This is a genomic window from Psychrobacter pacificensis, assembly GCF_018336615.1.
Classification (GTDB): domain Bacteria; phylum Pseudomonadota; class Gammaproteobacteria; order Pseudomonadales; family Moraxellaceae; genus Psychrobacter; species Psychrobacter pacificensis.
This window is the reverse complement of the sequence record NZ_CP048752.1, coordinates 2,861,660-2,886,134: the sequence shown is the minus strand read 5'-3', so window position 1 is coordinate 2,886,134 and position 24,475 is coordinate 2,861,660. Positions and strand designations below refer to the sequence as shown.

The window sequence follows — 24,475 nt, the reverse complement described above, 5'->3', positions numbered from 1 at the left end:
GAGCGCAGATGTAACTGTGATACTTCAAGTGAGGCTACGCTATAGCTCTTTTACAGGGGATTGACTATAAATAAAAAACACCCGCATCAATAGCGGGTGTCAGATGTAGCGCGGTCAGTTCACTTATGCTTAAAACGATATGATCAAGCAAAGGCTTTTAAACGAGCGCGGCCATTGATTACGGCTTGCTTGACTTGGTTTGGCGCAGTACCGCCCAGATGGTCACGAGCTGCTAGTGAGCCCTCTAGCGTGAGATAGTCAAAGACATCCTCACCGATGGCATCGCTGAATTGCTGTAGTTGTGCCAAGGATAAGTCACTGAGATCAACGCCTTCTTTAATGCCTAGTGCAACCGCATTACCCACGACTTCATGCGCATCACGGAACGCAACGCCTTGACGGACCAGATAATCGGCTAAGTCAGTGGCAGTAGCATATCCTTTCATTGTCGCAGCACGCATACTTTCTTTGTTTGGGACAATGTTGGGCAGCATATCAGCAAAGGCAAGTAGTGAGCCTGTTAGCGTGTCAACACAATCAAACAAAGGCTCTTTGTCTTCTTGGTTGTCTTTATTGTAGGCGAGTGGCTGGCTTTTCATCAGGCTGAGTAATGTCATTAGCTGACCAAAGACACGTGCCGCTTTACCGCGTACCAATTCTGGCACGTCAGGGTTTTTCTTCTGCGGCATGATTGATGAGCCAGTACAGAAACGATCGGGTATCTGCACAAAGTTAAACTGCGCTGACATCCACAGAATAATCTCTTCACTCATACGTGACATGTGCATCATCAGAATCGAGGCGGCGGAGGTGAACTCAATCGCAAAATCACGATCTGAGACCGCATCGAGCGAATTTTGACAAATACCTTCAAAACCCAATAGCTCAGCGGTGATAGTACGATCAATCGGGAACGTCGTGCCAGCGAGTGCGGCGCTACCAAGGGGCATCTGGTTGATACGGCGACGGGCGTCAACCAAACGTTCGGTATCACGATACAACATCTCAAACCACGCCATTACATGGTGACCAAAGCTGACAGGCTGGGCGGTTTGTAAATGCGTAAAACCAGGCATAATGGTATCGGTATGTTGATCAGCCAGGTCAAGCAAGCCACTTTGTAAGCGTATGAGCAGCTCGATAATATTATCGGTTTCTTCACGTAACCACAAACGAATGTCGGTCGCGACCTGATCGTTACGGCTACGACCCGTGTGTAGTTTTTTGCCAACAGCGCCTATAATATCAGTGAGGCGTGATTCGACATTCATGTGCACGTCTTCGAGGGCGATTGACCAGCTAAACTCACCTGCTTCGATCTCGCGTAATACTTGATGAAGACCGTCGATAATGGTGGCCACTTCATCAGCAGTCAAGATATCGCATTCTTTGAGCATCGTTGCATGGGCAATCGATCCTTGAATATCGTGACGAGCAAAGCGTTGGTCGAAGCCGACAGAGGCGGTAAAGGCAGCCACGAAGCTGTCCGTCGCTTCACTGAAGCGTCCACCCCACATCTGCTGGCCCTGAGCGCTGCTAGGGCTGTTTTGTGCATCTTTGTTTGTTACTGAGACATTCGTGCTAGAATCAGAAGTAAATGAATTTTTACTTGATTCAGGATTACTAAGGTTTGAAGAATTGGCGTTCATATTGGTACAAGACAAGTCAAGAGAGTAAGAACTCAAGTATAGCAAATGATGAGGTTGCCTTACTAGCTACGCGCTTAGAGTTTTTTATTCCAAAACTCATGGAGATCATGAGGCCTTTGCAGTGGCTGACATATATTGCTTTTTGGTCACTGTTTCTCACAGTGATTGAGCGGCATGGTCTGTCCAGTTGGTCGGACTTTATCATCAAGCTTGTTGCGCGAACCATACAAAACGGTTTGACCGTTATACCTTCATTATATTTGGTAGATTATCTGCGCCCTGTCTTCAAAAATGCCAGTATTCCTAGTGTTAGTGTGTGTATCGTCATGCTCATGATGTTTGCCGCTACGGTATCTATGGCTTTAGTCGTTTTGGTTTTGATTAATATGGGTTTGATGGAATATGATCGTCAAGCTTTTATGACCAATCTGTTTTTCAATACCGTACTGACGGGCGGTTTTACCATTGTATTTTTATTATACTTTTTGCGTAGCTACCGTGAGCTTAATGCGCTCAAGCTATCGTTTGAATACAAATTGACCGCACAGAATGACTTAATAAAAACTCGCACTGCCCCGCACTTTTTCTTTAATACCATTAACACACTGGTCTCACTCATTGAGTCCAATCCGTCAAAAGCCTCTGCTTTGTTACAAAACGTTTCGGTCTTATATCGTGCCAGTTTTAGCGGCGAACGTGAGATTAGCTTTGAAGAAGAAGTTGCGCTGTGTGAGCATTATCTAGCGATCGAGTCTAGCCGTTTGGCAGACAAACTCGAGGTCCATTGGGATTTGCCTGATGAAGATATTATGTATGATATGGTGATTACGGCGTTAACCTTACAAAGCGTACTGGAGAAAATGCTACTCAACGTGGTTGAGATGACCACTGAAACCATCCATTTTAATATTAAAGTCACTTGGGAGCAGCACAGAGTAGCTATTCAGATCGACGTGGAACTTCCTACAAAGACCTTAATCATTAACCATGATTTGCGTCAGCATATGGATTTTTATATTCAAGCGGATCGATTACGTGCGTACTTTGGTCAAAGTGCTGATATCCAAAGCACAGTGACTGGTAACCACATCACTACCATTATTGACTATCCCTTACAAGACGTCAGTTTATAATCTTTCCTCTTTTACCGTTTTTTATGATGTTCTCAGACACTATATTTTTATTATAAGATGTTGTGGCATATTTATTGCATCGTCTTTTATATCTATGTCTTTTATATCTATATGGTTATTGCGATTTTTATCTGGCAATTATTGACAATGAGTGGTTACTATCAAAAATATGATGCAGAAAATTTCACCATATTGAACTGACCAGTACATTCGTCATACCATCGAAACATATTCAGTAGAGTTTGGGGGTGGGAGTTTACATGCGTATTGTAGTTTGTGATGATGAGCCTTTAGCGCGTGAGCGTTTGGTCAGAATCGTACAGGAATCAGGTCATGAGGTGGTTGCTCAAGCTACCACAGGGGCAGAAGCGATTGTCGCTGTAAAAACTCAGCAGCCTGACATTATATTATTAGACATTCGCATGCCTGAGATGGATGGGGTGCGCTGTGCCCAAGAGCTGGACAAACTTGATCATCCACCAGCCATTATATTTGTCACCGCTTACGATCATTATGCGATAGCGGCACTAAAAGCCAATGCAATTGGTTATCTGTTGAAACCGGCAAACAAAGACGAGCTATTAGAAGCACTGAACAAAGCAAAAAACCTAAACGCGGCGCAATTGAACGAAATTCGCAAGCTTGCAAATCCAGCGGCGCGTCCGATACGCGAGCATATTGCTGCTCGTACCCATCGCGGGGTCGAATTGATTAAGCTCAAAGATATCTATTATTTTGCGGCAGATCAAAAATACGTCAAAGTACGTCACAAAGATGGTATGGTATTGATTGATGAGACCCTAAAAGAGCTAGAGCGAGAGTTTGATGATCGTTTGTTCCGTGTGCATCGCAACGCTATTATCAATCTGAATTTTTTAGACTTTTTAGAAACCCTAGACGCTGGACAATATCAGATACGTTTTAAAGAAATCGATGAGACGTTAGCCGTGAGTCGTCGTCATCTGCCAGCCTTACGTGACAAAATCCAAAGCATGTAATAGGATGTTTTCAGAGCGACATAATCATCCCATATCATCAAACCCTTATTTATGCTTAAATAGGGGTATTTTTTTGCGCCAGCATTTACTATCTCTGATGTGAGTCGACCATTTTTTGTGGCAAGTTTTCCTAATCGCTTAGCAGCAACTTAGCACTGACATTGTAGCATTTAGATTATAGTACCGAATTTATTGAGGCCCTTTATGAGCAATCTGCAGCAACCTGCTTTGACTACCTTAACCATCGCCACGCGACAGAGTCCTTTGGCTCTATGGCAAGCGGAGCATATTCGTGATCGCTTACTGGCGCTCTATCCTGAGTTGACAATTGAGTTACTAAAAATTGTCACTAAGGGTGACAAGATTTTGGACACACCTTTGGCCAAAATTGGCGGTAAGGGTTTATTTGTCAAAGAGCTTGAGCAAGCATTGTATAACAAGCAAGCAGATATTGCGGTACATTCGCTAAAGGACGTACCGATGCAGATGCCTGAAGGCTTGACACTAGGTGTCTATTGCAAGCGTGCTTCACCAACTGATGCTTTTGTCTCAAATACTTATAATAGTATTGATGAATTGCCGCAAGGTGCAGTTGTTGGGACGTCAAGTTTGCGCCGTCAGTGTCAGATCAAAGCCTACCGCCCAGATCTACAGATCAAAACCTTGCGCGGCAATGTTGGTACGCGTTTAGGCAAGCTAGATGCAGGCGAGTATGATGCCATTATTTTGGCGACCAGTGGCTTGCAGCGTATCGAATTAGATGAGCGCATTCGCGGACAGCTAGATATTGATGCCTGTTTGCCTGCCGTTGGTCAAGGTGCGTTAGCCATTGAATGCCGTGAAGGTGATGACGAGGTGTTGAAATTACTAGCGCCATTGAACGATGATAAAGCGCGTATTCGCCTTATCGCTGAGCGTGCGCTTAACCGTCACTTGGAGGGTGGCTGCCAAGTCCCGATTGCAGCCTATGCTGTCTTGCAAATGGCTGATGAAACCAGTGCGAATAACGATGACAATGGTGAAAACGGCAACAACGATAACGGTAATGTACTGTGGCTCCGTGGTCGTGTGGGTCAGGCGGATGGCAGTAAATTGCTAAAAGCAGAAAAGCGAGTGACATTGGTTGGTACACAAGACGAGCAAGAGTCGCAGGCAAATCAGCTCGGTATTGATGTTGCCAATATACTACTTGCTGATGGTGCAGGGGCTATCTTGTCAGCGATTTATCACGCTGAGTAGCGTATTCACTTTGTCATACTGAGTCATTGATCCACATATCCACTGTTTGGTCGATGATTCAGTCCATTCTACAAGCCTTTTGTCGTGGTACATCTATGTCATCAACGTCAACTAAAGCTAGGTCTACTCATAAAAATCAATCCACTGATGGGTCGGTGCCAAAAATTGTCATCAATACGCGGCCGATAGCACGCGCTGCGCCATTGACGAATCATTTGCGAGCAGCAGGGTTCACGGTGGTTGAGATACCGATGTTGACGTTACAGCCGCGCCCAACGACTGGCGATGACCTAGCATTAATGCGTGCGTGGCTAGCAGGTGAATATAAGGCTCTGGTCATCATAAGCCCAACGGCGGCCACTTCTGGGTTGAATGTTTGGCAGTCGCTTGTGTACAGTGAGCATGACGATAGTAGTTATGCGCAACTGGACAATAAAGCAGCCAACATAGCTTCTGAAGCTTTGGTAGCCCCAAGTCAAATCATTGCAGTGGGTCAAGCAACCGCTACGGCATTGACTCAAGCCAATATAGACTCGGCAAACTACCAAGTACGACAGCCTGAAGTTGCCAATAATGAAGGTATGCTAGCAATGCCTGAGATAGAGCGTTTACAGGCGGGTGATAAGCTTTTGATATGGCGCGGACTGGGCGGGCGACGATTATTGGTCGATACTTTACAAGCACGCGGTGTACATGTCGATAGTATTGCGTGGTATAAGCGTACAATGCCTACCGAGGCAATGACTCAGTATCAGCAGTGGCAAAAAGATTTTTTTGTATGTAATCAAACGACAAATACAACACCAAAGCAAGCAAAACCTATCGTCGTCGTGAGTAGTGGCGTTGCTTTTGAGCATTGGACGAGCATCGTCCAAGGTGCAAGAGAAAGAATGTCAGAACCAAAACGTAGTAATGACATAATGACTGATGGAAGAGATAATTTGCCACTCACGCTAGCGGACTTTTCTTATGTCGTATTGGGTGAGCGCTTAGCAAATATGGTTGCAGCGCAGCGCTTGAGCTATTGGCGTGTAGAGGATTTGGCGCCAGACACCATTCTTTCAGCCATCACTACCAATACTTAGGGCGTGTCTCTATTTTAAAAATGGTGATAAAAATGAGATAAATCACAGGCAAACAGCGGCAAAGATTTAGCCATTTTTAGTCCATTTAGTGACAAACGTTTGAATTGGGGACATGCCCTAATTTTATAATTTCTATTTGATTTAAATATGTTTATACCTACCCATCACGGTACTGTCTTATGCCAATGAATTCTGAGTCTTTATCTAAGGATCCTTCTGCTATACAGCAGCGTCGGCAAGCAAATATCTTGCTGCTGCGGATGCAGTGGTTGGTCATTTTGCTGCTTATCGCGGCATTACTCTGGCTCTATATTAGTCAGCAGCGTTTTCAGCACAGTGTCAATGAGCGGTTGCAGAGCAATGAGCAGGTTGTCAGTCGTCTAAATGAGATGGACGATCGTTTATTTGCCATGAGTCAGCAGACATTGCCAGAGCCTAGAATCAAAGCCAGTAGCCAAGCGCAAAATCAGCTGGATTTACTACGTATTCAAATAAAAGCCGCTGATAGATTGCTAGCAGACAACAATGATAGTGCCGCGATCGAGTTGTTGCGAGGTTTGCATTGGCAATTGGCACAAAGCAGCAACGAGATTGCACCTGCATTGACCGTCGTAATCAAGCAAAGTTTGCTTAAAGACATCGAGCGATTACAAGCGCAAAGCTCACAACCTAGCCCATGGCAAATACAAAATCTTGCGATTCAAAACATCCAAGAGTTTTTGCACAGTCATGAGCGCCTTGGGAGTTACGAGGGTACTGATATCCAGCGCCGAGAGCTAGTTGATGCTGCAACTGAGGGTGACCAAAAGCGTGCAGTAGCGAACCCGCCTGCTCAAACGTCAGTGCGTAACGATATGACATTAACGCGTAGACAACTGACGATTCATGAAGTCATCATGACGTTGAATTTGGCGAGCCAAGCGAGCAATATGCGCGAGCAGGATCAACTGATCAATTATTTGACCCAAGCGCGCAAACAGCTAAAAACCTTACTACCTAAATCATCGGTTAGCAATGGCAAAAACTCCGCGCAAGTTGGCGCCATTGGCATTGCTCCATCCGACAAAAAGCCAAAGGGTACGGACAACAACCTAGAGACCATGCAGTCGCCAAATGATATACCAGAGGTCATTGCCTGGCTTGACCAACTGATTGTCAATGCTCCTAAGCCAACACCCTTGTTAACCACACAGATTTTGGATAAGCCACAACCTTAATCGATACGGTTCGAAACAGCTATATATAGACAACATGAGACACAAGGTAAGTTATGACCAATATGAGTGAAAAGCCAGATTTTATGTCTGAGGTAGCAATTGATCGACCTGAAGTACTGGCGCATTACCCAGTGATTCATTATCAGCCGATTCATTGGGGTGAGATGGATGCCTTTAACCATTTAAATAACGTGGTGTATTATCGTTATTCTGAGTCAGCGCGCATTGGTTATTTGCACGCGTTAGATATGTTCGATGGCAGTATGGTCACCGTCTTGGCACAGTCGAGCTGCCAGTATTTGCACCCAGTGACCTATCCTGATACTTTGTTATTGGGGGTTCGCTGTAAGCGTCTGGGCAATACCAGTATTGCGATGGAATATAGCTACTATAGTACAGCACAAAACAAAATCGTTGCGACCGCTGATGCCGTCGTAGTGCGTCTCGATAGTGATGGGAAAGGTAAGTTACCGTGGACAGCAGAAGAACGTGCGCGCTTACTGGCACTAGAGGCAAAATTTGGTCATACCCCTGAATATTAGAATAGGCTTTAGCTGCGTTGATGACCTATCTCGGATAGTGTTATATAACCATCAAAAATAAAAAAGGCACGCTAACATTATCGTAGCGTGCCTTTTTGCATGACTTTTCTCAGGCCATTTTCCAAGTAGATTTTAGCTCTCTTGCGGTGCGTGCACAAAATCCACCACATTGAGATCAAAACCTGATAACGCATAAAACTTCATGGGCGATGACAATAGACGCATATCACGGACGCCTAAATGACGTAATATCTGTGCACCAACGCCGATACTGCGATAAGGCTGCTGGGTGATGGTCGATTGTGACTCATTGTCCAAGGCTTTATCTAATGCATCCCCTAGATCGACCGGCTGATGATTGCCGACCCAAACCAACACACCGCGCTCTGAGGCGCTAATCTCTTCTAGCGCTGATTGGACGCTCCAGCCGCTACGACCAGTCATATCATTTTTGGCGGCAAATAAATCACGCAGTGGGTGGAAGCCGTGGACACGTACGGTACTCACGCCTTCGCTCACATCTCCTTTTACCAAGGCGATATGAGTTTCTTCAGCGCCGAACTCGCGGAAACGGTGCAAGGTAAAAGTGCCATGTTCTGTTTCAAAAGGACGAGTTTCGATTTCCTCTACCGTTTGCTCATTGGCGATACGGTAGTTGATGAGATCAGCAATGGTGCCCATCTTGATGTTATGCTCTTTGGCAAATATCTCAAGATCATCACGACGTGCCATGGTGCCATCAGCGTTGATGATTTCCACAATCACCGCAGCAGGCTCCAGTCCTGCTAGGCGAGCCAAGTCGCAGCCTGCTTCGGTGTGGCCTGCACGGTGTAGAACGCCGCCGTTTTGTGCCATGATAGGGAAAATATGCCCAGGCTGCACGATGTCTTCTGGTTTGGCTGCCGAAGATACAGCGGCTTGAATGGTGCGAGCACGGTCAGCGGCAGAGATACCTGTGGTCACGCCTTCAGCGGCCTCAATAGACACCGTAAAGTTGGTGCTAAATTTTGCTTCATTGCGATCTGACATCAGCGGCAATGCCAATTGCTGACAGCGTGCTTGTGATAGCGTCAGACACACCAAGCCGCGCGCGTGGGTAATCATAAAGTTGATATCTTCAGGACGAACATGGGTCGCCGCCATGATGATATCGCCTTCGTTTTCGCGGTCTTCATCATCCATTAAGATGACCATTTTTCCGGCACGAATGTCTTCGATAATCTCAGGAATCGTATTTAAACTCATAGTAAATCTCAATATTTTATTATTAATAAATATGTGTGGTTTGTAATATAGAGGGTTGTCGGCTCATTGTAGCAGTAGTTGGTAACACGTGCTGTTGCTGTTGAGCAAATCGTTTGATCATCATAGCAACCAAATATGAAAATGTTTCATGATTCTTATTCATCATGACGATAGGTATTTTAACGGTTTTTATCCCAGCGTGCTGACCCAAAGCTGAACTATAACGCTTAGTCTTTTAAAAACAGGGTTCAGTTTTACCAATAGTATATGCAACTAACTTTCAAACCTTTTGATCCAGTGGGTCAATAGATCAGTCGTTACTAGCCGCTTGGCTTTTTAGCCACGCCATAAACTGCTTGCTATGCTGTTCTCGCTGGTTATCGGCAAACTCATAAAAGCTCGTGCCTGCTAAGTTTTCTGGCAAATAGCTTTGAGGGTAGTAGTGATTGGGATAATCATGCGGGTAAGCATAACCTTGACCATAGCCTTGATTGCGCATCAATTTGGTCACGCCATTGCGCAGATGTAGCGGTACTGGCGAGGCGTCTTTTTCGGCCAAGGCCATCGCCGCGTTGATTGCTTTATACGTGCTGTTACTCTTTGCACTGGTGGCTAAATAGACCACTACTTGCCCTAGGATAATACGGGCTTCTGGCATACCGATGGATTGCACGCTACGCAGGGCGGCATCAGCGAGGAGTAGGGCATTGGGGTTGGCATTGCCGATGTCTTCACTGGCTAAGATTACCAATCTGCGCGCGATAAAATCGGCAGGCTCACCGCCAACGAGCATCCGCGCCATCCAGTACAGCGCCGCGTCAGGATCTGAGCCACGCACTGATTTGATCATGGCTGAGATAATATCGTAATGTTGCTCGCCATCTTTGTCATAACGTACCAACGCGGTCTGCGCCACTCGGCTGACCAATTCATCATTGATAATAATCGGTGATTGCTTGGCATCCGCTGTTTGAATCGCTAGTTCTAATAAATTTAGTGCCTTTCTTGCATCACCGTGAGCCAGTTGACTGATGGTGTGTTGTGCCTGCAAGTCGATGGTGAGCTTTTTGAGTATAGGGTCTTCCAAGAGTGCCCGCTGTAATACCGCACTGATTTGCTCAGGCGTTAACGGCTCTAAGCGGTACACTTGGCAACGTGATAAGAGCGCGTTATTCACACTAAACGACGGATTCTCTGTCGTGGCGCCAATCAGCGTAATATCACCAGACTCTACCGCGCCCAATAATGCATCTTGCTGCGCCTTATTAAACCGATGAATCTCATCGATAAACACCACTGGTGATTCAAATGCCAGTGAGTCTTTACTATCGAGCACCTCGCGCAACTGCTTGACCCCAGTATTCAATGCAGAAAGCGCATGAAAAGGTCTATTAACCGCATCAGCCAATAGCATTGCAATGGTTGTCTTACCGATACCTGCTTCGCCGTGCAAAATAATAGAGGGCAGATGCCCTTGTTCGACCAAACGCCGTAAAGGTGCGCCAGTGGCCAAAAGATGCTCTTGACCAATAATAGTCGCGAGAGAAGCAGGGCGCATACGCTGAGCAAGAGGGGTGTCGGCATGAAAGTTAGGCGGCATAAGGTTCTCTATTGAAAAATTAAAAAACGGTCTATTGGCTAAAGTGGCGGCCATTGAGAGATTTTATAGTCAAATCTAAATAACGACATACTCGTCTATAGTTATCATTTCTATTAAAGTGAAAAGCATTTGTTTGCTTGGCATGATTCTCGCAGCAACTTTACTATGACAATGAGTATTAGACATCAGCAGTCAAAGTAGGCTAATTTATAAGTAGGGTACTTGCTATAAACAATACACGCTAGGCTAACGCAAAAACATGTTAATGAAAGCTAACGAAGCGTATAGCTTATGTCCTCAACGCTTTAGTTTTCGACATTCATCTATATTAAAGGTCTAACCGTACGAATAAGCATGGCTAAGGTAAGTATGATTTATTATAACTGGCCTATCAACGATAAGGTATTGCACTGACTATGATGAGACCACCTCTCAAGCGTTTGTTGAATCGATATTCACGCAGCAGCGTAAAAAAGCAGCAGTCGCGTTGTCTGACAATTGGCGAGATAGCACTGGCACGCTCAGTGTTCGGTGACAGTATCAGATTAGATGAAGTGCGACTAAAAACCGCTTGGTGGGTTCTCAAAAACTATGCGGTGAGTCCGAATGGTAATATTTACTTTAATCCCGCCGATTGGATCACAGATTTTAGTGTGGCCTCTTTGGGCAAGCAAAGCTGGCTCATCCATGAGCTCACCCATGTGTGGCAGTTACAGCAAGGCTTGAAAGTGGTACGCGGTGCCCTTATCGATCGGCGATATGATTATGTGCTAGAGACGGGTAAGTCCTTTTTTAAATACGGTATCGAGCAGCAGGCGCGAATGGTTCAAGATTATTTTGTGCGCCGTCAAAAAGGACAGGATTGTCAGGATTTAGAAGCCTGTATACCATTTTTGACAGTGAATGCTATCACTGACAAAAATCGCGCCAACAGCAATTTTACTGCTTAAACTGCCTCATAGTAAGCGAAAAGCCTACGTGCATCACCATTTTAGCTTTTTATATTTTTGCTTTATTAAAGGATACGTACTCTCATGCTTCGACTTTTGCCAGTAAAGCCTAATATTGATACTTCTGCTAGCTCAGCTCTGGCTGCAGTAGCGCTAACGGGCGTGCTATTTCTGACCGGCTGTCAGCAGCAAGCTGACGCACCGCCTGTACCAGATGAGGCTCAGACAACTGAAAAAACAAGTGAGGAAGACAGTCAACCTATGCAGCAAAGTGATTCTGCTGCGGCGCGTATAGAGCAGTTTCAGCCTATATACGTTGCGCAAGCGCAAGGGCTACAGCGTCGACTACAAGCAGAGTATGAGTCACTGCAAGCGGCAGATGCTTCAGATAGCGAAGAGTCGCTATTACTCAATGGAGCAACCAACGATTCAGCTACTCTTACAGAAAATGCGAATAGCGCCAATTCCGAACCATTACCAGCTGATAGTCCAGTAGAAGCTAACGCTACCAATGAGGAAGGTTCGGATGCAGAGATGAATACAAGTACCGAAGTGGGCGAGCGTGATCTGACTGTATTAAAGCGTATCAGCCTTGAGCCTCGCAAACCGATTATATTGACGGAAGAGCAGATCATCGAGCGATATCAGCAAACGATGGCAGCGTTATATCAGCCTGTGACTACGCCACTCAATGCAGAGGATTCTGATACGCTGATCAATATAGCGACCTTAATACCTCAGCTGTTTGAGCATGCAGAGATTGCAGGAAGGGTCAGTGCAAAAAGCCCTGCGCTGGCTCGGTTGATTATTCAGCACCAAGTATGGGAGCAAATAGAAGCGCAGCAAGTGGTTGATATGCAGCAAATGAAGCAACAACAGCAGCAAGAGTTTGAAACGCTCATGGCCAAATTCAACGATACGATTAAAGGATATGACGAGCAGATTGCCAAATATGAACAGACGTTAAAAGAGTTCCAATAACGGTTTAAATGATACTCATAGTAACGAGTTTGCCAATAATTGGATGAAGTATATCCAATAGTATCTATCCCATCATAGCAATAAAAAATCCCGCACGATGGCGGGATTTTTTATTGTAAAGATACTATTTTTGCTTACTTACGGTCTTCAACCTTGACAAAGTCACGGCGCGTTTCACCAGTATATAACTGACGTGGACGACCGATCTTGTATGGAGCGCTATGCATCTCTAACAAATGGCTGATCCAACCTGAAGTACGAGCCAGTGCAAAGATTACCGTAAACATTGATGTTGGGATACCGATGGCTTTTAAGATAATACCAGAGTAAAAATCAACGTTTGGATATAGGTTACGCTCGATGAAGAACGGGTCTTCTAGTGCAATTTTTTCGAGTGCCATTGCCAATTCAAGCTTAGGATCGTTGACACCAAGTGCTTCTAATACTTCATCACAAGTCTCTTTCATGACTTTCGCACGTGGATCGAAGTTTTTGTAGACACGGTGACCAAAGCCCATTAGCTTCACTTCACGGCTTTTCACTTTTTCCATAAATGCTGGCACGTTTTCGACAGTACCGATTTCATCTAGCATCTCAAGCACAGCTTCGTTGGCGCCGCCATGTGATGGTCCCCAAAGAGCTGCGATACCAGCAGCGATACAGGCATAAGGGTTGGCACCCGTTGAGCCGGCTAGGCGCACAGTAGAAGTCGAGGCGTTTTGCTCGTGGTCTGCGTGCAAGGTGAAGATTTTGTCCATGGCGCGGGTGACGACGTCGTTTGGCTCATAGTCCACATCAGCAGGAGTCGCAAACATCATGTACAAGAAGTTCTCAGCGTAGCTAAAGTCGTTACGTGGATACATGAACGGTTCGCCCTGCGAGTATTTATAGCTCATCGCCGCAAGCGTAGGCATCTTAGCAATCAAACGAATAGCTGTGATTTCACGATGCTCTTCGTTGCTTAGGTCTAGGTTGTCATGATAGAACGCTGATAACGCACCAACGACACCAACCATAATGGCCATTGGATGCGCGTCACGGCGGAAACCTTCAAAGAATTTACGCAATTGATCATGAACAGCCGTATGTTCACGAATTTTTTCAAAGAAATCTGCCTTTTGCTCAGCGTTAGGTAGCTCGCCATTTAGCAACGCATATGCCACTTCTAGATATTCAGCATGGTTTGCTAACTCGTCGATAGGGTAGCCGCGGTGTAATAATTCGCCTTTGCCACCATCGATATAAGTAATTTTTGATTCAACGGGAGCAGTTACTTTAAAACCAGGGTCATAAGACCAAAATCCTGATTCTTGCAAAGCAGCAACATCGATAACTGGGCGCCCTAAAGTACCTTCAATAATAGGAAGTTCGTATTCTTCACCATTCACGGTTAGTTTGGCATTAGTGTCAGCCATAAATTGCTCTCCATTGTTTTTGATTCGTTAGAATAAAATTACTACAGACGCATACCTCACGTCGTTATCTGTCAAACGGCAAAATCCGTTTCACTCATTTAATACGCAAGGTATATTAGCAGCAATTACTTGTGATTTGAAAAAACTTTTATTGACCGTGGGTCTAATTGGCACGGCCTAGCGGTGGTTGTTCACTGTAATTTTTGTATCAAAATATGTCTGATTGGTTATTTTGCGCCAAACTTTCTGTTTATCAAACATGTTTACAACGTCAATATTGACGTTATATTTTGGGGTTTGTCGCAAAAACGCAGCAGGATTTTCGCAAAAAACGAGGCTAAAAACAGACAGGGCATGAGCAGTAGACAAGTTAAGTGTCGATCATAATTGTCAGAGGTAAGCGTTTTCCACATTCAGTATTGCATATATCTATTCGTTTGTTAATTAAGTGTGTGCCTTTATTACTTTAGGGATAAATTTGTAATTATCGCCCAGTCATTTTATAATTGCAGGAATTAACTGGCACTAGCTTTGTGCGAATTGATAAGTGGTCATGATATAGTGTCGCCTAGAGCTTACTTTATACATGCTTATTTACGATTGTCTGGTATTTTGATAAACCAAACCGAATTCTGTGGTTTAAATGTTCTTGTTAACTGCTCTATTTTTAGATGCTCAGCACCAGTATTTAGTGCTCAGTACAAGGTTTATTTTGATAGAGAAGACATATTAACGTTGTCTGGCTATTCATACGACCAATAAAAATAGACTGGTTAGTCGATCTTACTCATGTTTATTTTCTTTGTTGTATAATAGATAGGTTGTTTTGTAGGCCTGTCAGCTCGACAAGCGACACTAAACAGCTTATCAATACCTTATATACATGATTCTTTCTTCATATTTAGCACAAACTAAAAGAAGTCAGCTAGCTCTTCCTTACTTTATTCGTCTCGTGTGTTGCTCGATGCTCAACTGACACTATTTTTGTCAAGCGTTGATAGCAGATACAGGAGTATAACCGCAAAAAGGATGCCCGCTGTGAAAAGCAACCGACCTATTGATCTGCCTTTAAGCCAAGTGATTAGCGTTAATCGCTCACCGATCGCAATCGCCTCTATTTTGCATCGTATCTCTGGCATTATTTTATTCTTATTAATTCCTGTAATGCTGTGGCTATTACAGAACTCATTGGCGTCGCCTGAGAGTTTTGAGACCGTATTTGACAACGTACTTGTGCGCTTTTTAGCATGGATATTTGTTGCCGCCATCGCATATCACTTCGTGATGGGTATCAAACATTTATTTGCTGATATGGGCATGAACGAAGAGCTAAAATCTGGCCGCACTGCCTCTATGGTCAGTTTTGTAATTGCAGCGATTTTAGTTGTCGCGTCATTTATATGGGTGATGTTCTAATGATTAAAAATGATTCAGGAATCAAAAGTGCTACTGGTCTGACAGGTTCAGGCTCACGCGATTGGATTATTCAGCGTATTAGTGCTGTTGTTTTAGCCGTTTATAGTGTGGTGTTGCTGGGCTTCTTTTTGACCCACGGCGATGTCACGTATCTTGAGTGGTCATCATTCATGACTAGCCTGCCAATGCGTTTATTCAGCTTAGTTGCTGTACTTGCATTAGCTGGCCATGCTTGGGTGGGAATGTGGACAGTATTTACTGACTATATTACGACAGGCAAACTGGGCTCAAGCGCAGCAGGTTTACGTTTAGTGCTACAGTCATTGATGATTATCGCTATTTTAGTATTTCTATTTTGGGGAATCATGATTTTTTGGGGTAACGGCTTTAGTGTCGTTGCTGTTTAATGATTGAGTGACCAGCTTTAGTATTGATATAAGCATCTATATATAACGGATGCGCGCAGCTGGTATGTCAGCTGATAGAGTAGTTTAAAAGTATCCGTTGATAGCCAAAAATAGTCATAGCATTGAACCAACAGCGCCCACTATTTAGATTGTCGCTGAATGAGCAACAAGGTTGAGCAGGTTTGGTTCAGTATAACGATAGATATGCAAATTAAGTGGTCAAAGACTGTTATATCCTCTTCTTTAATAAGTGCATGTAATGGCCAGATAAAAGCCCTTAAACCTGCAATAAGAAGATTTTAAAACACGCTTTTCATTTACTTATAAGCATTAATAGGCATTAGGAAAACCGTAATGGCAACTAGACAAGACAATACCATTAGTAATATTAAGACCCTAAACTACGATGCAGTTATCGTTGGTGGCGGTGGTTCAGGTATGCGCGCTTCATTGCACTTAGCGGAAGCGGGTATGAAGGTTGCAGTCCTGACCAAAGTATTCCCAACACGTTCGCACACGGTTGCTGCTCAGGGTGGCATCGGTGCAAGTTTGGGCAACATGAGTAACGACAACTGGCATTTCCATTTTTATGACACCGTAAAAGGGTCAGATTGGTTAGGTGACCAAGACGCTATCGAGTATATGTGCCGTGAAGCGCCAAAGGTAGTCTATGAGCTTGAGCACATGGGCATGCCGTTTGACCGTAACGAAGATGGTACGATTTATCAGCGTCCATTCGGCGGTCATACGTCAAACTATGGCGAAAAAGCGGTACAACGTGCGTGCGCTGCTGCTGACCGTACAGGTCACGCATTGCTACACACGCTGTATCAGAAAAACTTACAGCAAGGCACTGAGTTCTTTATCGAGTGGATTGCGCTTGATTTGATCAAAGACGAAGCGGGTAACATCAACGGTGTTATCGCTCTTGAGCAAGAGACAGGTACTGTTGCGGTATTCCAAGCACCAGTTACTGTTCTAGCAACAGGTGGTGCAGGTCGTATCTTTGCCGCCTCTACCAACGCTTATATCAACACTGGTGATGGTATTGGTATGGCAGTTCGCGCTGGTATCCCACTACAGGATATGGAGTTCTGGCAGTTCCATCCAACGGGCGTTCATGGTGCAGGTGTACTATTGACCGAAGGGTGCCGCGGCGAAGGTGCTATCTTGCGTAACAAGGATGGCGAAGCTTTCATGGAGCGTTATGCCCCAACCGTTAAAGATTTGGCACCACGTGATCTCGTATCGCGCTCTATGGACCAAGAAATTAAAGAAGGTCGTGGTTGTGGCCCTAATGCTGACCATATCGTCATGGACATGACCCATTTGGGTGTCGACACTATCATGAAGCGTCTACCGTCAGTATTTGAGATCGGTAAAAACTTCGCCAACGTTGACATTACTAAAGAACCTATTCCAGTTATCCCAACCATTCACTACATGATGGGTGGTATTCCAACCACTATCCATGGTCAGGTAATCGTGCCGGATCTAGAAGCGGGTACAGATGAAGACGGTTTATATGCTAATGGTAACGTCGTTAAAGGCCTATACGCTATTGGTGAGTGCGCTTGTGTGAGTGTACACGGTGCCAACCGTTTAGGTACCAACTCACTACTTGATTTGGTTGTGTTTGGTCGTGCTGCTGGTAAGCACATTGTTGATGAGTTCCATCAAAACGATCATAACTACAAACCACTTGATCCGCATGTACTTGACATCACGGTTGGTCGTTTAAACAAATTGCAGCAATCAACATCAGGCTACAATGCACAAGACGTGGCTGATGAGATTCGCGCCACCATGCAGAAACACGCCAGTGTATTCCGTACGCAAGCCATGATGGATGAAGGCGTTGAGAAAATTTTAGCGCTGGGTGAGAAAGTCGAACAAATCCATTTGGGTGATAAATCACAAGTCTTCAACACTGCTCGTATCGAAGCGTTTGAAGTGGCAAACCTATACGAAGTAGCAAAAGCGACGATGGTATCAGCCGCGAGTCGCCACGAAAGCCGCGGCGCGCATAGTGTCTCTGATTATGATCGTCCAGAAGATGATGACTATGCACCAAACGGCCGTAATGACCACGATTGGATGAAGCATACTTTATGGTATTCTGAAGGCAACCGTATCATTTACAAACCAGTTCGCAAAGTGCCACTGACTGTTGACTATATCGAACCAAAAGTTCGCGTCTATTAATCCTAGACTATGCGCTCGATATAAACAGAAAGCTTAAACGTTTTATCCCTTATTCATTTATTAAAAAGGTGACCGCCAGCTACATGCTCATAGGAGTGCTGCTAGGCTATTAATTGATATTCAATTATCAGTAGTGATTAATAGCCAGCACTCATATGTTGCAATCTTTGTATGCCCGCCATCACCTACGTGTGGAGTTTAGCATTATGAGCCGAGGTACTCGCACCATCGAAATCTATCGCTACGATCCTGATGTGGACGCAGCCCCACGCATGCAAACTTATACGATTGAATTACTTGATTCAGATCGTATGTTGCTTGACGTGTTATTACGCCTAAAGAAAGAAGATGAAACAATCACTTTCCGCCGCTCTTGCCGTGAAGGTATTTGTGGTTCTGATGGCATGAACATCAATGGTAAAAATGGTCTAGCATGTCTAATCAACATGAACACGCTACCAGAAAAAGTAACCGTTCGTCCGTTACCTGGTTTGCCAGTGGTTCGTGACTTGGTTGTTGATATGAACCAATTCTACGAGCAATACGAAAAGGTACATCCGTACTTGATTAATGATCAGCCAGCACCCCCAACTGAGCGTCTGCAGTCTCCTGCTGAGCGTGAAAAGTTAAATGGTCTGTATGAGTGTATTCTGTGTGCATGCTGCTCAACGAGCTGCCCATCTTTTTGGTGGAACCCTGATAAGTTCTTAGGTCCATCAGCATTGCTACATGCGTATCGCTTTGTGGCTGACAGCCGTGACGGTGACACGCAAGCACGTTTGGCGCGTTTAGACGATCCGTTCAGTTTATTCCGTTGCCGTGGCATCATGAACTGTGTGTCAGTTTGTCCAAAAGGCTTGAACCCAACCAAAGCAATCGGACATTTACGTAATATGTTGATTGATCAAGCTGGTTAATTGTTTTGATTATTATTGACTAACAAAAACACCACCTATTTATTAGGTGGTGTTTTTGTTAGTCAAAATCACTGATTATAGTAGTGTTAATTTTCTGATTACTATTGTTTAAAGTGGGCTTCTATTGGTAGCGATGAACAATCCTGCCGGATAGGTAGAACAAGAAGCCTAGTACACTGGTGAATAATAGGGCGTTAGTCTATCCGTAAATCCGTACGGGCGATACGTTGACCATATGTAAGAAGACATATTATATAAACAGTCAATCTATACAATCAGATACACGTAAAGTTTGTTATAATTACACCCTGAACTTGATCAAACATTGCAAAGTTTGTTTCCGATGCATTAAAAGTAGCATCTATAAGGGCTATTGCATTAATACAATAAAACGTTATGTATACAATAACGAGGCTTCTATAATTGATAATAGATATTCATTACGTAAATACTTAGTATTGAACAAACAAACTATATCGCAAAAAACGCTCATGATATTCTATACAGCAATGCATGTTTATCTGAAACAATAAGATTTGTTAGCAAATAGCGGATATTTCAGCGATAATAGCCAGTTTATAGGCTAGCTGAAATATTGACCATTTATTAATAATTTATCATTGATGAATTGGTTATGGCTAAAAGAAGTATATATAAATTAATGTTGTGAAACGAGCCAGATCAGAAAACTGAGTGTTCACAAATAAATTTATTTTTAACATAGGTGTTGCAATAAGACTTGTTATCACTATTTAGCATTACTTGCTCTTTTAGACAATGACAGCAATATTCTATAGTGACGGCAATACTTAGGGATAAAGGGTTTTATCGAACTGTATACAATGGGGTATGACGAATTGTCTAAACGCCTAGCATACAACGACTGACACCATAATAAGCACGATTCCATTCATTTATCTATCAAATAGACGATTATTATGAATAGTATAACCAAAGAAAAAGCGGACCAAGGACATACTGAACTGGCCGCCGATAATGCCAGCTATATAGAAGCTCTTTATGAGCAATACCTAACGGACCCTGATAGTGTTGACACAGATTGGCAAGCGTACTTCGAACAGTACAAATCGTCAAATGATGCCCAGCATAATGCTATTAAAGACCAATTTTTGTTACTTGCCCGCAATCAAACGGCGAACAAATCGAGTAACGAAAGTGCCGGTACAAGTAGTAGTAATTCAGACAACTGTACTGATCCAAAGCAAATGGGTGTACAGCAACTCATCTCCGCATACCGCCGCCGTGGTCACCGCCGCGCCAAGCTAGATCCATTGAACTTACATCCACGTGCAGAAGTGGAAGATCTGACCCTAGCTTATCACAACCTATCAGAAGCCGACCTTGATACTGTATTCCCAACCAATGATTTAGTGATCGGTAAAGATGAAGCACCATTACGTGAAATTATCGAGATCATGGAGCGTGTTTACTGCCGCCATATCGGTATTGAGTATATGCATGTGACCACCAGTACAGAAAAACGCTGGATGGAAGAGTATGTAGAAAGCAATCTAGGCTATATCAAGTTTGACAAAGAAAAGCGTTTGTCTATTCTTGAGCGTCTAACAGCGGCCGAAGGTCTAGAAAAATATTTGGCGCGTAAATATACAGGCGTTAAGCGTTTTGGTCTAGAAGGTGGTGAGAGTTTCATACCTGCAGTCAATGAAATCATCCAACGTGCTGGTGGCTATGGTACAAAAGAGATGGTCATTGGTATGGCTCACCGTGGACGTCTAAACGTGTTGGTCAATATTTTGGGCAAAAACCCTGCAGACTTATTTGATGAGTTTGACGGTAAAGTGCAGCCAGAGAAAGGCTCAGGAGACGTTAAGTATCACAATGGTTTTTCATCTAACGTGATGACCCCAGGTGGTGAAGCGCATTTAGCCTTAGCATTTAACCCATCGCATCTTGAAATCGTTGCACCAGTATTACAAGGCTCAGTACGTGCACGTCAAGTGCGCCGTAATGATCAGCCGTCATTAGATAATACTGGTGGCAACTCAGTATTACCTATCGTTATCCATGGTGATGCGGCTTTTGCTGGACAGGGTGTGGTTCAAGAAACCTTCCAAATGTCACAGACCCGTGCTTATACCACTGGCGGTACTGTACATATCGTTATCAATAACCAAGTTGGCTTTACCACTAGCCGTCAAGAAGATGTTCGTTCAACCGAATATTGTACTGATGTCGCAAAAATGGTACATGCACCAATCCTACACGTGAATGGTGATGATCCTGAATCAGTCGTTTTCGCGGCTCAATTAGCCTTAGACTATCGTCATCAGTTTGATAAAGACATCATTATTGACTTGTTCTGCTACCGTCGCAACGGTCATAACGAGGCAGATGAGCCTTCAGCCACTCAGCCATTGATGTATGCAGTTATTAAGAAGCTGCCAACGACACGTACCCTTTATGCACAAAAGCTCATCGCAGAAGGTATCTTAAATACTGAAGAAGAAAAACAGTATGAAGATAATTATCGTGAATCTTTAGACCGTGGCGATTACGTTGTCAGCTCACTGGTTCAAGAGCCTAACGAGCAGCTATTTGTAGACTGGAAGCCTTATCTAGGTCATGACTTGGTTGATGATTGGGATACCAGTGTTGATATCGAAAAGCTCAAAGGGTATGGACGCCGTATGGCTGAGATGCCAGAAGGCTACAAGCTACAGCGTCAGGTTCAAAAGGTTGTTGAGCAGCGTCTAGCCATGCAAACAGGCGAAGAGCCTCTCAACTGGGGTGCCGCTGAGACATTAGCCTATGCATCATTAGTTGATAACGATGATGTCTTGGTACGTATTACTGGTGAAGATGTCGGCCGTGGTACATTCTCACATCGTCATACTGAAATCTACAATGTTAATGATGGCAGCATGTATGTGCCACTTGCTCATTTGAGCGAGAAACAAGCACGTTTTGCTACTTATAACTCATTATTATCAGAAGAAGCTGTATTGGCCTTTGAATATGGCTATGCAACCACCGTACCGAATGCTTTGATCGTTTGGGAAGCGCAGTTTGGTGATTTCGTTAACGGTGCTCAAGTTGTCATTGATCAGTTCATCTCAAGCGGCGAGACCAAATGGCAACGCGTTTGTGGTTTGACCATGTTGTTACCACATGGCTTTGAAGGTCAAGGCCCTGAGCATTCATCTGCTCGCCTTGAGCGCTTCTTACAGCTATGTGCTGAAGACAATATGCAAGTCATCACACCAACGACGCCCGCGCAAATTTTCCATGCCTTACGTCGTCAGGCGATACGCCCAATTCGTAAGCCTTTGATCGTTATGTCACCAAAGAGCTTATTGCGTCATAAGCTAGCAACTTCTCATTTAGAAGAGCTTGCTAACGGTAAGTTCGAAACGGTATTGCCAGAGATGGACGATCACAACGCAGACAAAGTGACTCGTATGGTGCTATGCGGTGGTAAAGTATATTACGACTTGCTAGAGCAGCGTCGCGCATTGGGTCTTGATCATGTTGCGATCGTCCGTATCGAACAGCTATATCCGCTACCAGAGCAACGTTTGGTCGCTGAGATTGAAAAGTATAGCAATTTAACTGAGATTGTATGGACGCAAGAAGAGCCATTGAATCAGGGCGCTTGGTACTACTTAGCACCGCATATGTTCCGTATTGTTGTACCACATCCAACCAAAGCAAAAGTTATGGAGCCCGTGGCACGTCCTGCTAGTGCAGCACCTGCAACAGGATCACCAAAACTACATGCGCAGCAGCAGCAAGCACTGATTGCTGGTGGCCTTGGTGTAAGTGTTGATGAGTTAGCTCAATAATAGATTGTCTATTAAGACTATAGAAGATAAATGAATCAGGCGATGACAGTCAGTATGTTTTAATATTCTGCCAAATAGCATTATTAAAACGATACTGATTGCCTATCACGACTTAATAATAAGTATGAATATCCAAATCTAAGGAGTATATCGATGGCTGACATCAAAGCCCCCGTTTTTCCAGAATCGGTTGCCGATGGCACAATCGTTGAATGGCATGTCACTGAAGGTCAACAAGTTAGCCGTGACGACCTATTAGCTGAAATCGAAACTGATAAGGTGGTACTAGAAGTTGTGGCACCTGATGATGGTGTTGTGACCAAGATCGTCAAAGATGTTGACGATACTGTTCTGTCTGATGAGCTAATCGCACAATTTGAAGCAGGCGCAAGTGCTGGTGAAGCACCAGCGGTAGAGACAGATCAACCTGCTGCGCCAGTACAAGAAAAGCAAGCTGCAGATGGTGGCGAGCCAGTACAAGTCACTGACAAAAAAGATGAAGCAGAGCACAAAGATCAAAGCCCAGCCGTCCGTAAAGCGGCAAAAGAGTCAGGCGTTGATCCTAAAGATGTGGAAGGTAGCGGCCGCGGCGGTCGTGTCACCAAAACAGATATGGCTAACCCAACACTAAAATCAGACAGCAGCATCAAATCTGACAGCGGTCGTCCTGTAGCAGAATCAACGGGCGAGCGTAGCGAAAAGCGCGTACCGATGACTCGTTTGCGTAAGCGTGTTGCCGAACGTCTACTATCAGCGACTCAAGAAACAGCGATGCTGACGACGTTCAACGAAGTCAACATGAAGCCACTAATGGATATGCGTACTAAGTACAAAGATCAGTTTGAGAAGCGTCATGGTGTGCGTCTAGGCTTTATGTCGTTATTCGTCAAAGCTGCTACTGAAGCGCTAAAACGTTTCCCAGCAGTGAACGCCTCACTCGATGGCGATGATATCGTCTATCATGGTTTTTATGATATCGGTGTTGCTGTATCATCAGATCGCGGTTTAGTTGTACCTGTACTTCGTGATACTGATCAGATGAGCATGGCGGATGTCGAAAGCAAAATCCGTGAGCTTGGCGGTAAAGCACAAGAAGGTAAGCTCGGTCTTGATGAGCTGACAGGCGGTACGTTCACCATCTCTAACGGCGGTGTCTTTGGCTCACTCATGTCAACGCCTATCTTGAACCCACCGCAAACTGCTATCTTAGGTATGCATGCGATTAATGAGCGTCCGATGGCTGTCGATGGTAAGGTTGAGATTTTACCAATGATGTACCTAGCGCTATCGTATGATCACCGTATGATTGATGGTAAAGAGGCGGTACAGTTCTTGGTAACACTTAAGGATCTTGTCGAAGACCCAACCATGCTGTTATTAGACCTATAAGCTTCTAAGCTTGTATTGGCAATCGCTAATACAAGCTTTTTACCTTTATGCCAATAAATGTTCTGTCTTGCCTACTGTTTAAAACAATAAACTTCACCTTAAAACTCTCGCTATTCATTTTAGATGAATCATCCTATCAAGATAGTGTATTAGCTATACATCTTGAATTTGATGCTTTATCAATCGATTAAAATAAATAGCTATGCAAGCGAGAATAACGTCAATAGCATAGAGCCAAACTAAATTTTACGATAAAAATATTA

General features: G+C 44.2%; 18 protein-coding genes. 14 read left to right on the top strand and 4 right to left on the bottom strand.

Annotation, left to right across the window (positions count from 1 at the left end; translation table 11 throughout):
• Window positions 1-143 precede the first annotated feature (143 nt).
• Complete coding sequence (argH, locus tag GYK50_RS12220; protein WP_212564568.1) at window positions 144-1,517, bottom strand: argininosuccinate lyase; 1,374 nt, start codon at window positions 1,515-1,517, stop codon at window positions 144-146.
• A 239-nt stretch (window positions 1,518-1,756) separates the two neighbouring features.
• Here argH and GYK50_RS12215 point away from each other — a divergent pair, with 239 nt between their 5' ends.
• The 6 genes from GYK50_RS12215 (at window position 1,757) to GYK50_RS12190 (ending at window position 7,863) form a co-directional block, all read left to right on the top strand.
• A complete protein-coding gene (locus GYK50_RS12215) occupies window positions 1,757-2,782 on the top strand; it encodes a histidine kinase (RefSeq protein ID WP_420070463.1) in 1,026 nt (341 codons plus the stop codon).
• Between the two features lie 260 nt (window positions 2,783-3,042).
• A complete protein-coding gene (locus GYK50_RS12210) occupies window positions 3,043-3,780 on the top strand; it encodes a LytR/AlgR family response regulator transcription factor (RefSeq protein ID WP_093069756.1) in 738 nt (245 codons plus the stop codon).
• Between the two features lie 204 nt (window positions 3,781-3,984).
• Complete coding sequence (gene hemC / locus GYK50_RS12205) at window positions 3,985-5,019, top strand: hydroxymethylbilane synthase (RefSeq protein ID WP_212564029.1); 1,035 nt, start codon at window positions 3,985-3,987, stop codon at window positions 5,017-5,019.
• 95 nt (window positions 5,020-5,114) lie between these two features.
• Entirely contained in the window at window positions 5,115-6,104 is a 990-nt protein-coding gene (locus GYK50_RS12200; protein WP_186475292.1) for a uroporphyrinogen-III synthase, read from the top strand.
• 179 nt (window positions 6,105-6,283) lie between these two features.
• Window positions 6,284-7,321: a hypothetical protein gene (locus GYK50_RS12195; protein WP_186475291.1), complete on the top strand. Its 1,038-nt coding sequence runs from the start codon at window positions 6,284-6,286 to the stop codon at window positions 7,319-7,321.
• 53 nt (window positions 7,322-7,374) lie between these two features.
• Window positions 7,375-7,863, top strand: a complete 489-nt coding sequence (locus GYK50_RS12190) for an acyl-CoA thioesterase (RefSeq protein WP_414706363.1) — start codon at window positions 7,375-7,377, stop codon at window positions 7,861-7,863.
• A gap of 132 nt (window positions 7,864-7,995) precedes the next feature.
• On the opposite strand, the gene ribBA is transcribed toward GYK50_RS12190, so the two are convergent.
• Window positions 7,996-9,108 (bottom strand): bifunctional 3,4-dihydroxy-2-butanone-4-phosphate synthase/GTP cyclohydrolase II, encoded by a 1,113-nt coding sequence (gene ribBA / locus GYK50_RS12185; RefSeq protein ID WP_071002577.1) that lies wholly within the window; start codon window positions 9,106-9,108, stop codon window positions 7,996-7,998.
• Window positions 9,109-9,418: 310 nt separating this feature from the next.
• The gene (locus GYK50_RS12180; RefSeq protein ID WP_212564028.1) at window positions 9,419-10,708 is read right to left on the bottom strand and encodes a replication-associated recombination protein A; all 1,290 of its coding nucleotides are present in this window, start codon (window positions 10,706-10,708) and stop codon (window positions 9,419-9,421) included.
• Window positions 10,709-11,127: 419 nt separating this feature from the next.
• Between GYK50_RS12180 and GYK50_RS12175 the strand changes: the two genes are divergently transcribed.
• Window positions 11,128-11,658 carry a type IV secretion protein Rhs gene (locus GYK50_RS12175; protein WP_420070491.1) on the top strand — a complete coding sequence of 177 codons (531 nt, stop codon included), beginning with the start codon at window positions 11,128-11,130 and terminating at the stop codon, window positions 11,656-11,658.
• 84 nt (window positions 11,659-11,742) lie between these two features.
• On the top strand, window positions 11,743-12,639 hold the full coding sequence (locus GYK50_RS12170) for a hypothetical protein (protein ID WP_212564026.1): 897 nt from the start codon (window positions 11,743-11,745) through the stop codon (window positions 12,637-12,639).
• A gap of 134 nt (window positions 12,640-12,773) precedes the next feature.
• Here the strand turns inward: GYK50_RS12170 and gltA are convergent, their stop codons facing one another.
• Window positions 12,774-14,054 carry a citrate synthase gene (gltA, locus tag GYK50_RS12165; RefSeq protein WP_071002573.1) on the bottom strand — a complete coding sequence of 427 codons (1,281 nt, stop codon included), beginning with the start codon at window positions 14,052-14,054 and terminating at the stop codon, window positions 12,774-12,776.
• 1,029 nt (window positions 14,055-15,083) lie between these two features.
• On the opposite strand from gltA, the gene sdhC reads away from it, so the two are divergent.
• From sdhC to odhB, 6 genes are all read left to right on the top strand, one after another.
• A complete protein-coding gene (sdhC, locus tag GYK50_RS12160) occupies window positions 15,084-15,470 on the top strand; it encodes a succinate dehydrogenase, cytochrome b556 subunit (protein WP_075105828.1) in 387 nt (128 codons plus the stop codon).
• Window positions 15,471-15,490: 20 nt separating this feature from the next.
• On the top strand, window positions 15,491-15,877 hold the full coding sequence (sdhD, locus tag GYK50_RS12155) for a succinate dehydrogenase, hydrophobic membrane anchor protein (protein ID WP_227511562.1): 387 nt from the start codon (window positions 15,491-15,493) through the stop codon (window positions 15,875-15,877).
• 354 nt (window positions 15,878-16,231) lie between these two features.
• Window positions 16,232-18,082, top strand: a complete 1,851-nt coding sequence (gene sdhA, locus GYK50_RS12150; RefSeq protein WP_071002571.1) for a succinate dehydrogenase flavoprotein subunit — start codon at window positions 16,232-16,234, stop codon at window positions 18,080-18,082.
• 206 nt (window positions 18,083-18,288) lie between these two features.
• A complete protein-coding gene (locus tag GYK50_RS12145) occupies window positions 18,289-18,999 on the top strand; it encodes a succinate dehydrogenase iron-sulfur subunit (protein ID WP_058023969.1) in 711 nt (236 codons plus the stop codon).
• A gap of 938 nt (window positions 19,000-19,937) precedes the next feature.
• A complete protein-coding gene (locus GYK50_RS12140; protein ID WP_212564025.1) occupies window positions 19,938-22,823 on the top strand; it encodes a 2-oxoglutarate dehydrogenase E1 component in 2,886 nt (961 codons plus the stop codon).
• Window positions 22,824-22,976: 153 nt separating this feature from the next.
• Window positions 22,977-24,212 carry a 2-oxoglutarate dehydrogenase complex dihydrolipoyllysine-residue succinyltransferase gene (gene odhB / locus GYK50_RS12135; RefSeq protein WP_212564024.1) on the top strand — a complete coding sequence of 412 codons (1,236 nt, stop codon included), beginning with the start codon at window positions 22,977-22,979 and terminating at the stop codon, window positions 24,210-24,212.
• Window positions 24,213-24,475 lie beyond the last annotated feature (263 nt).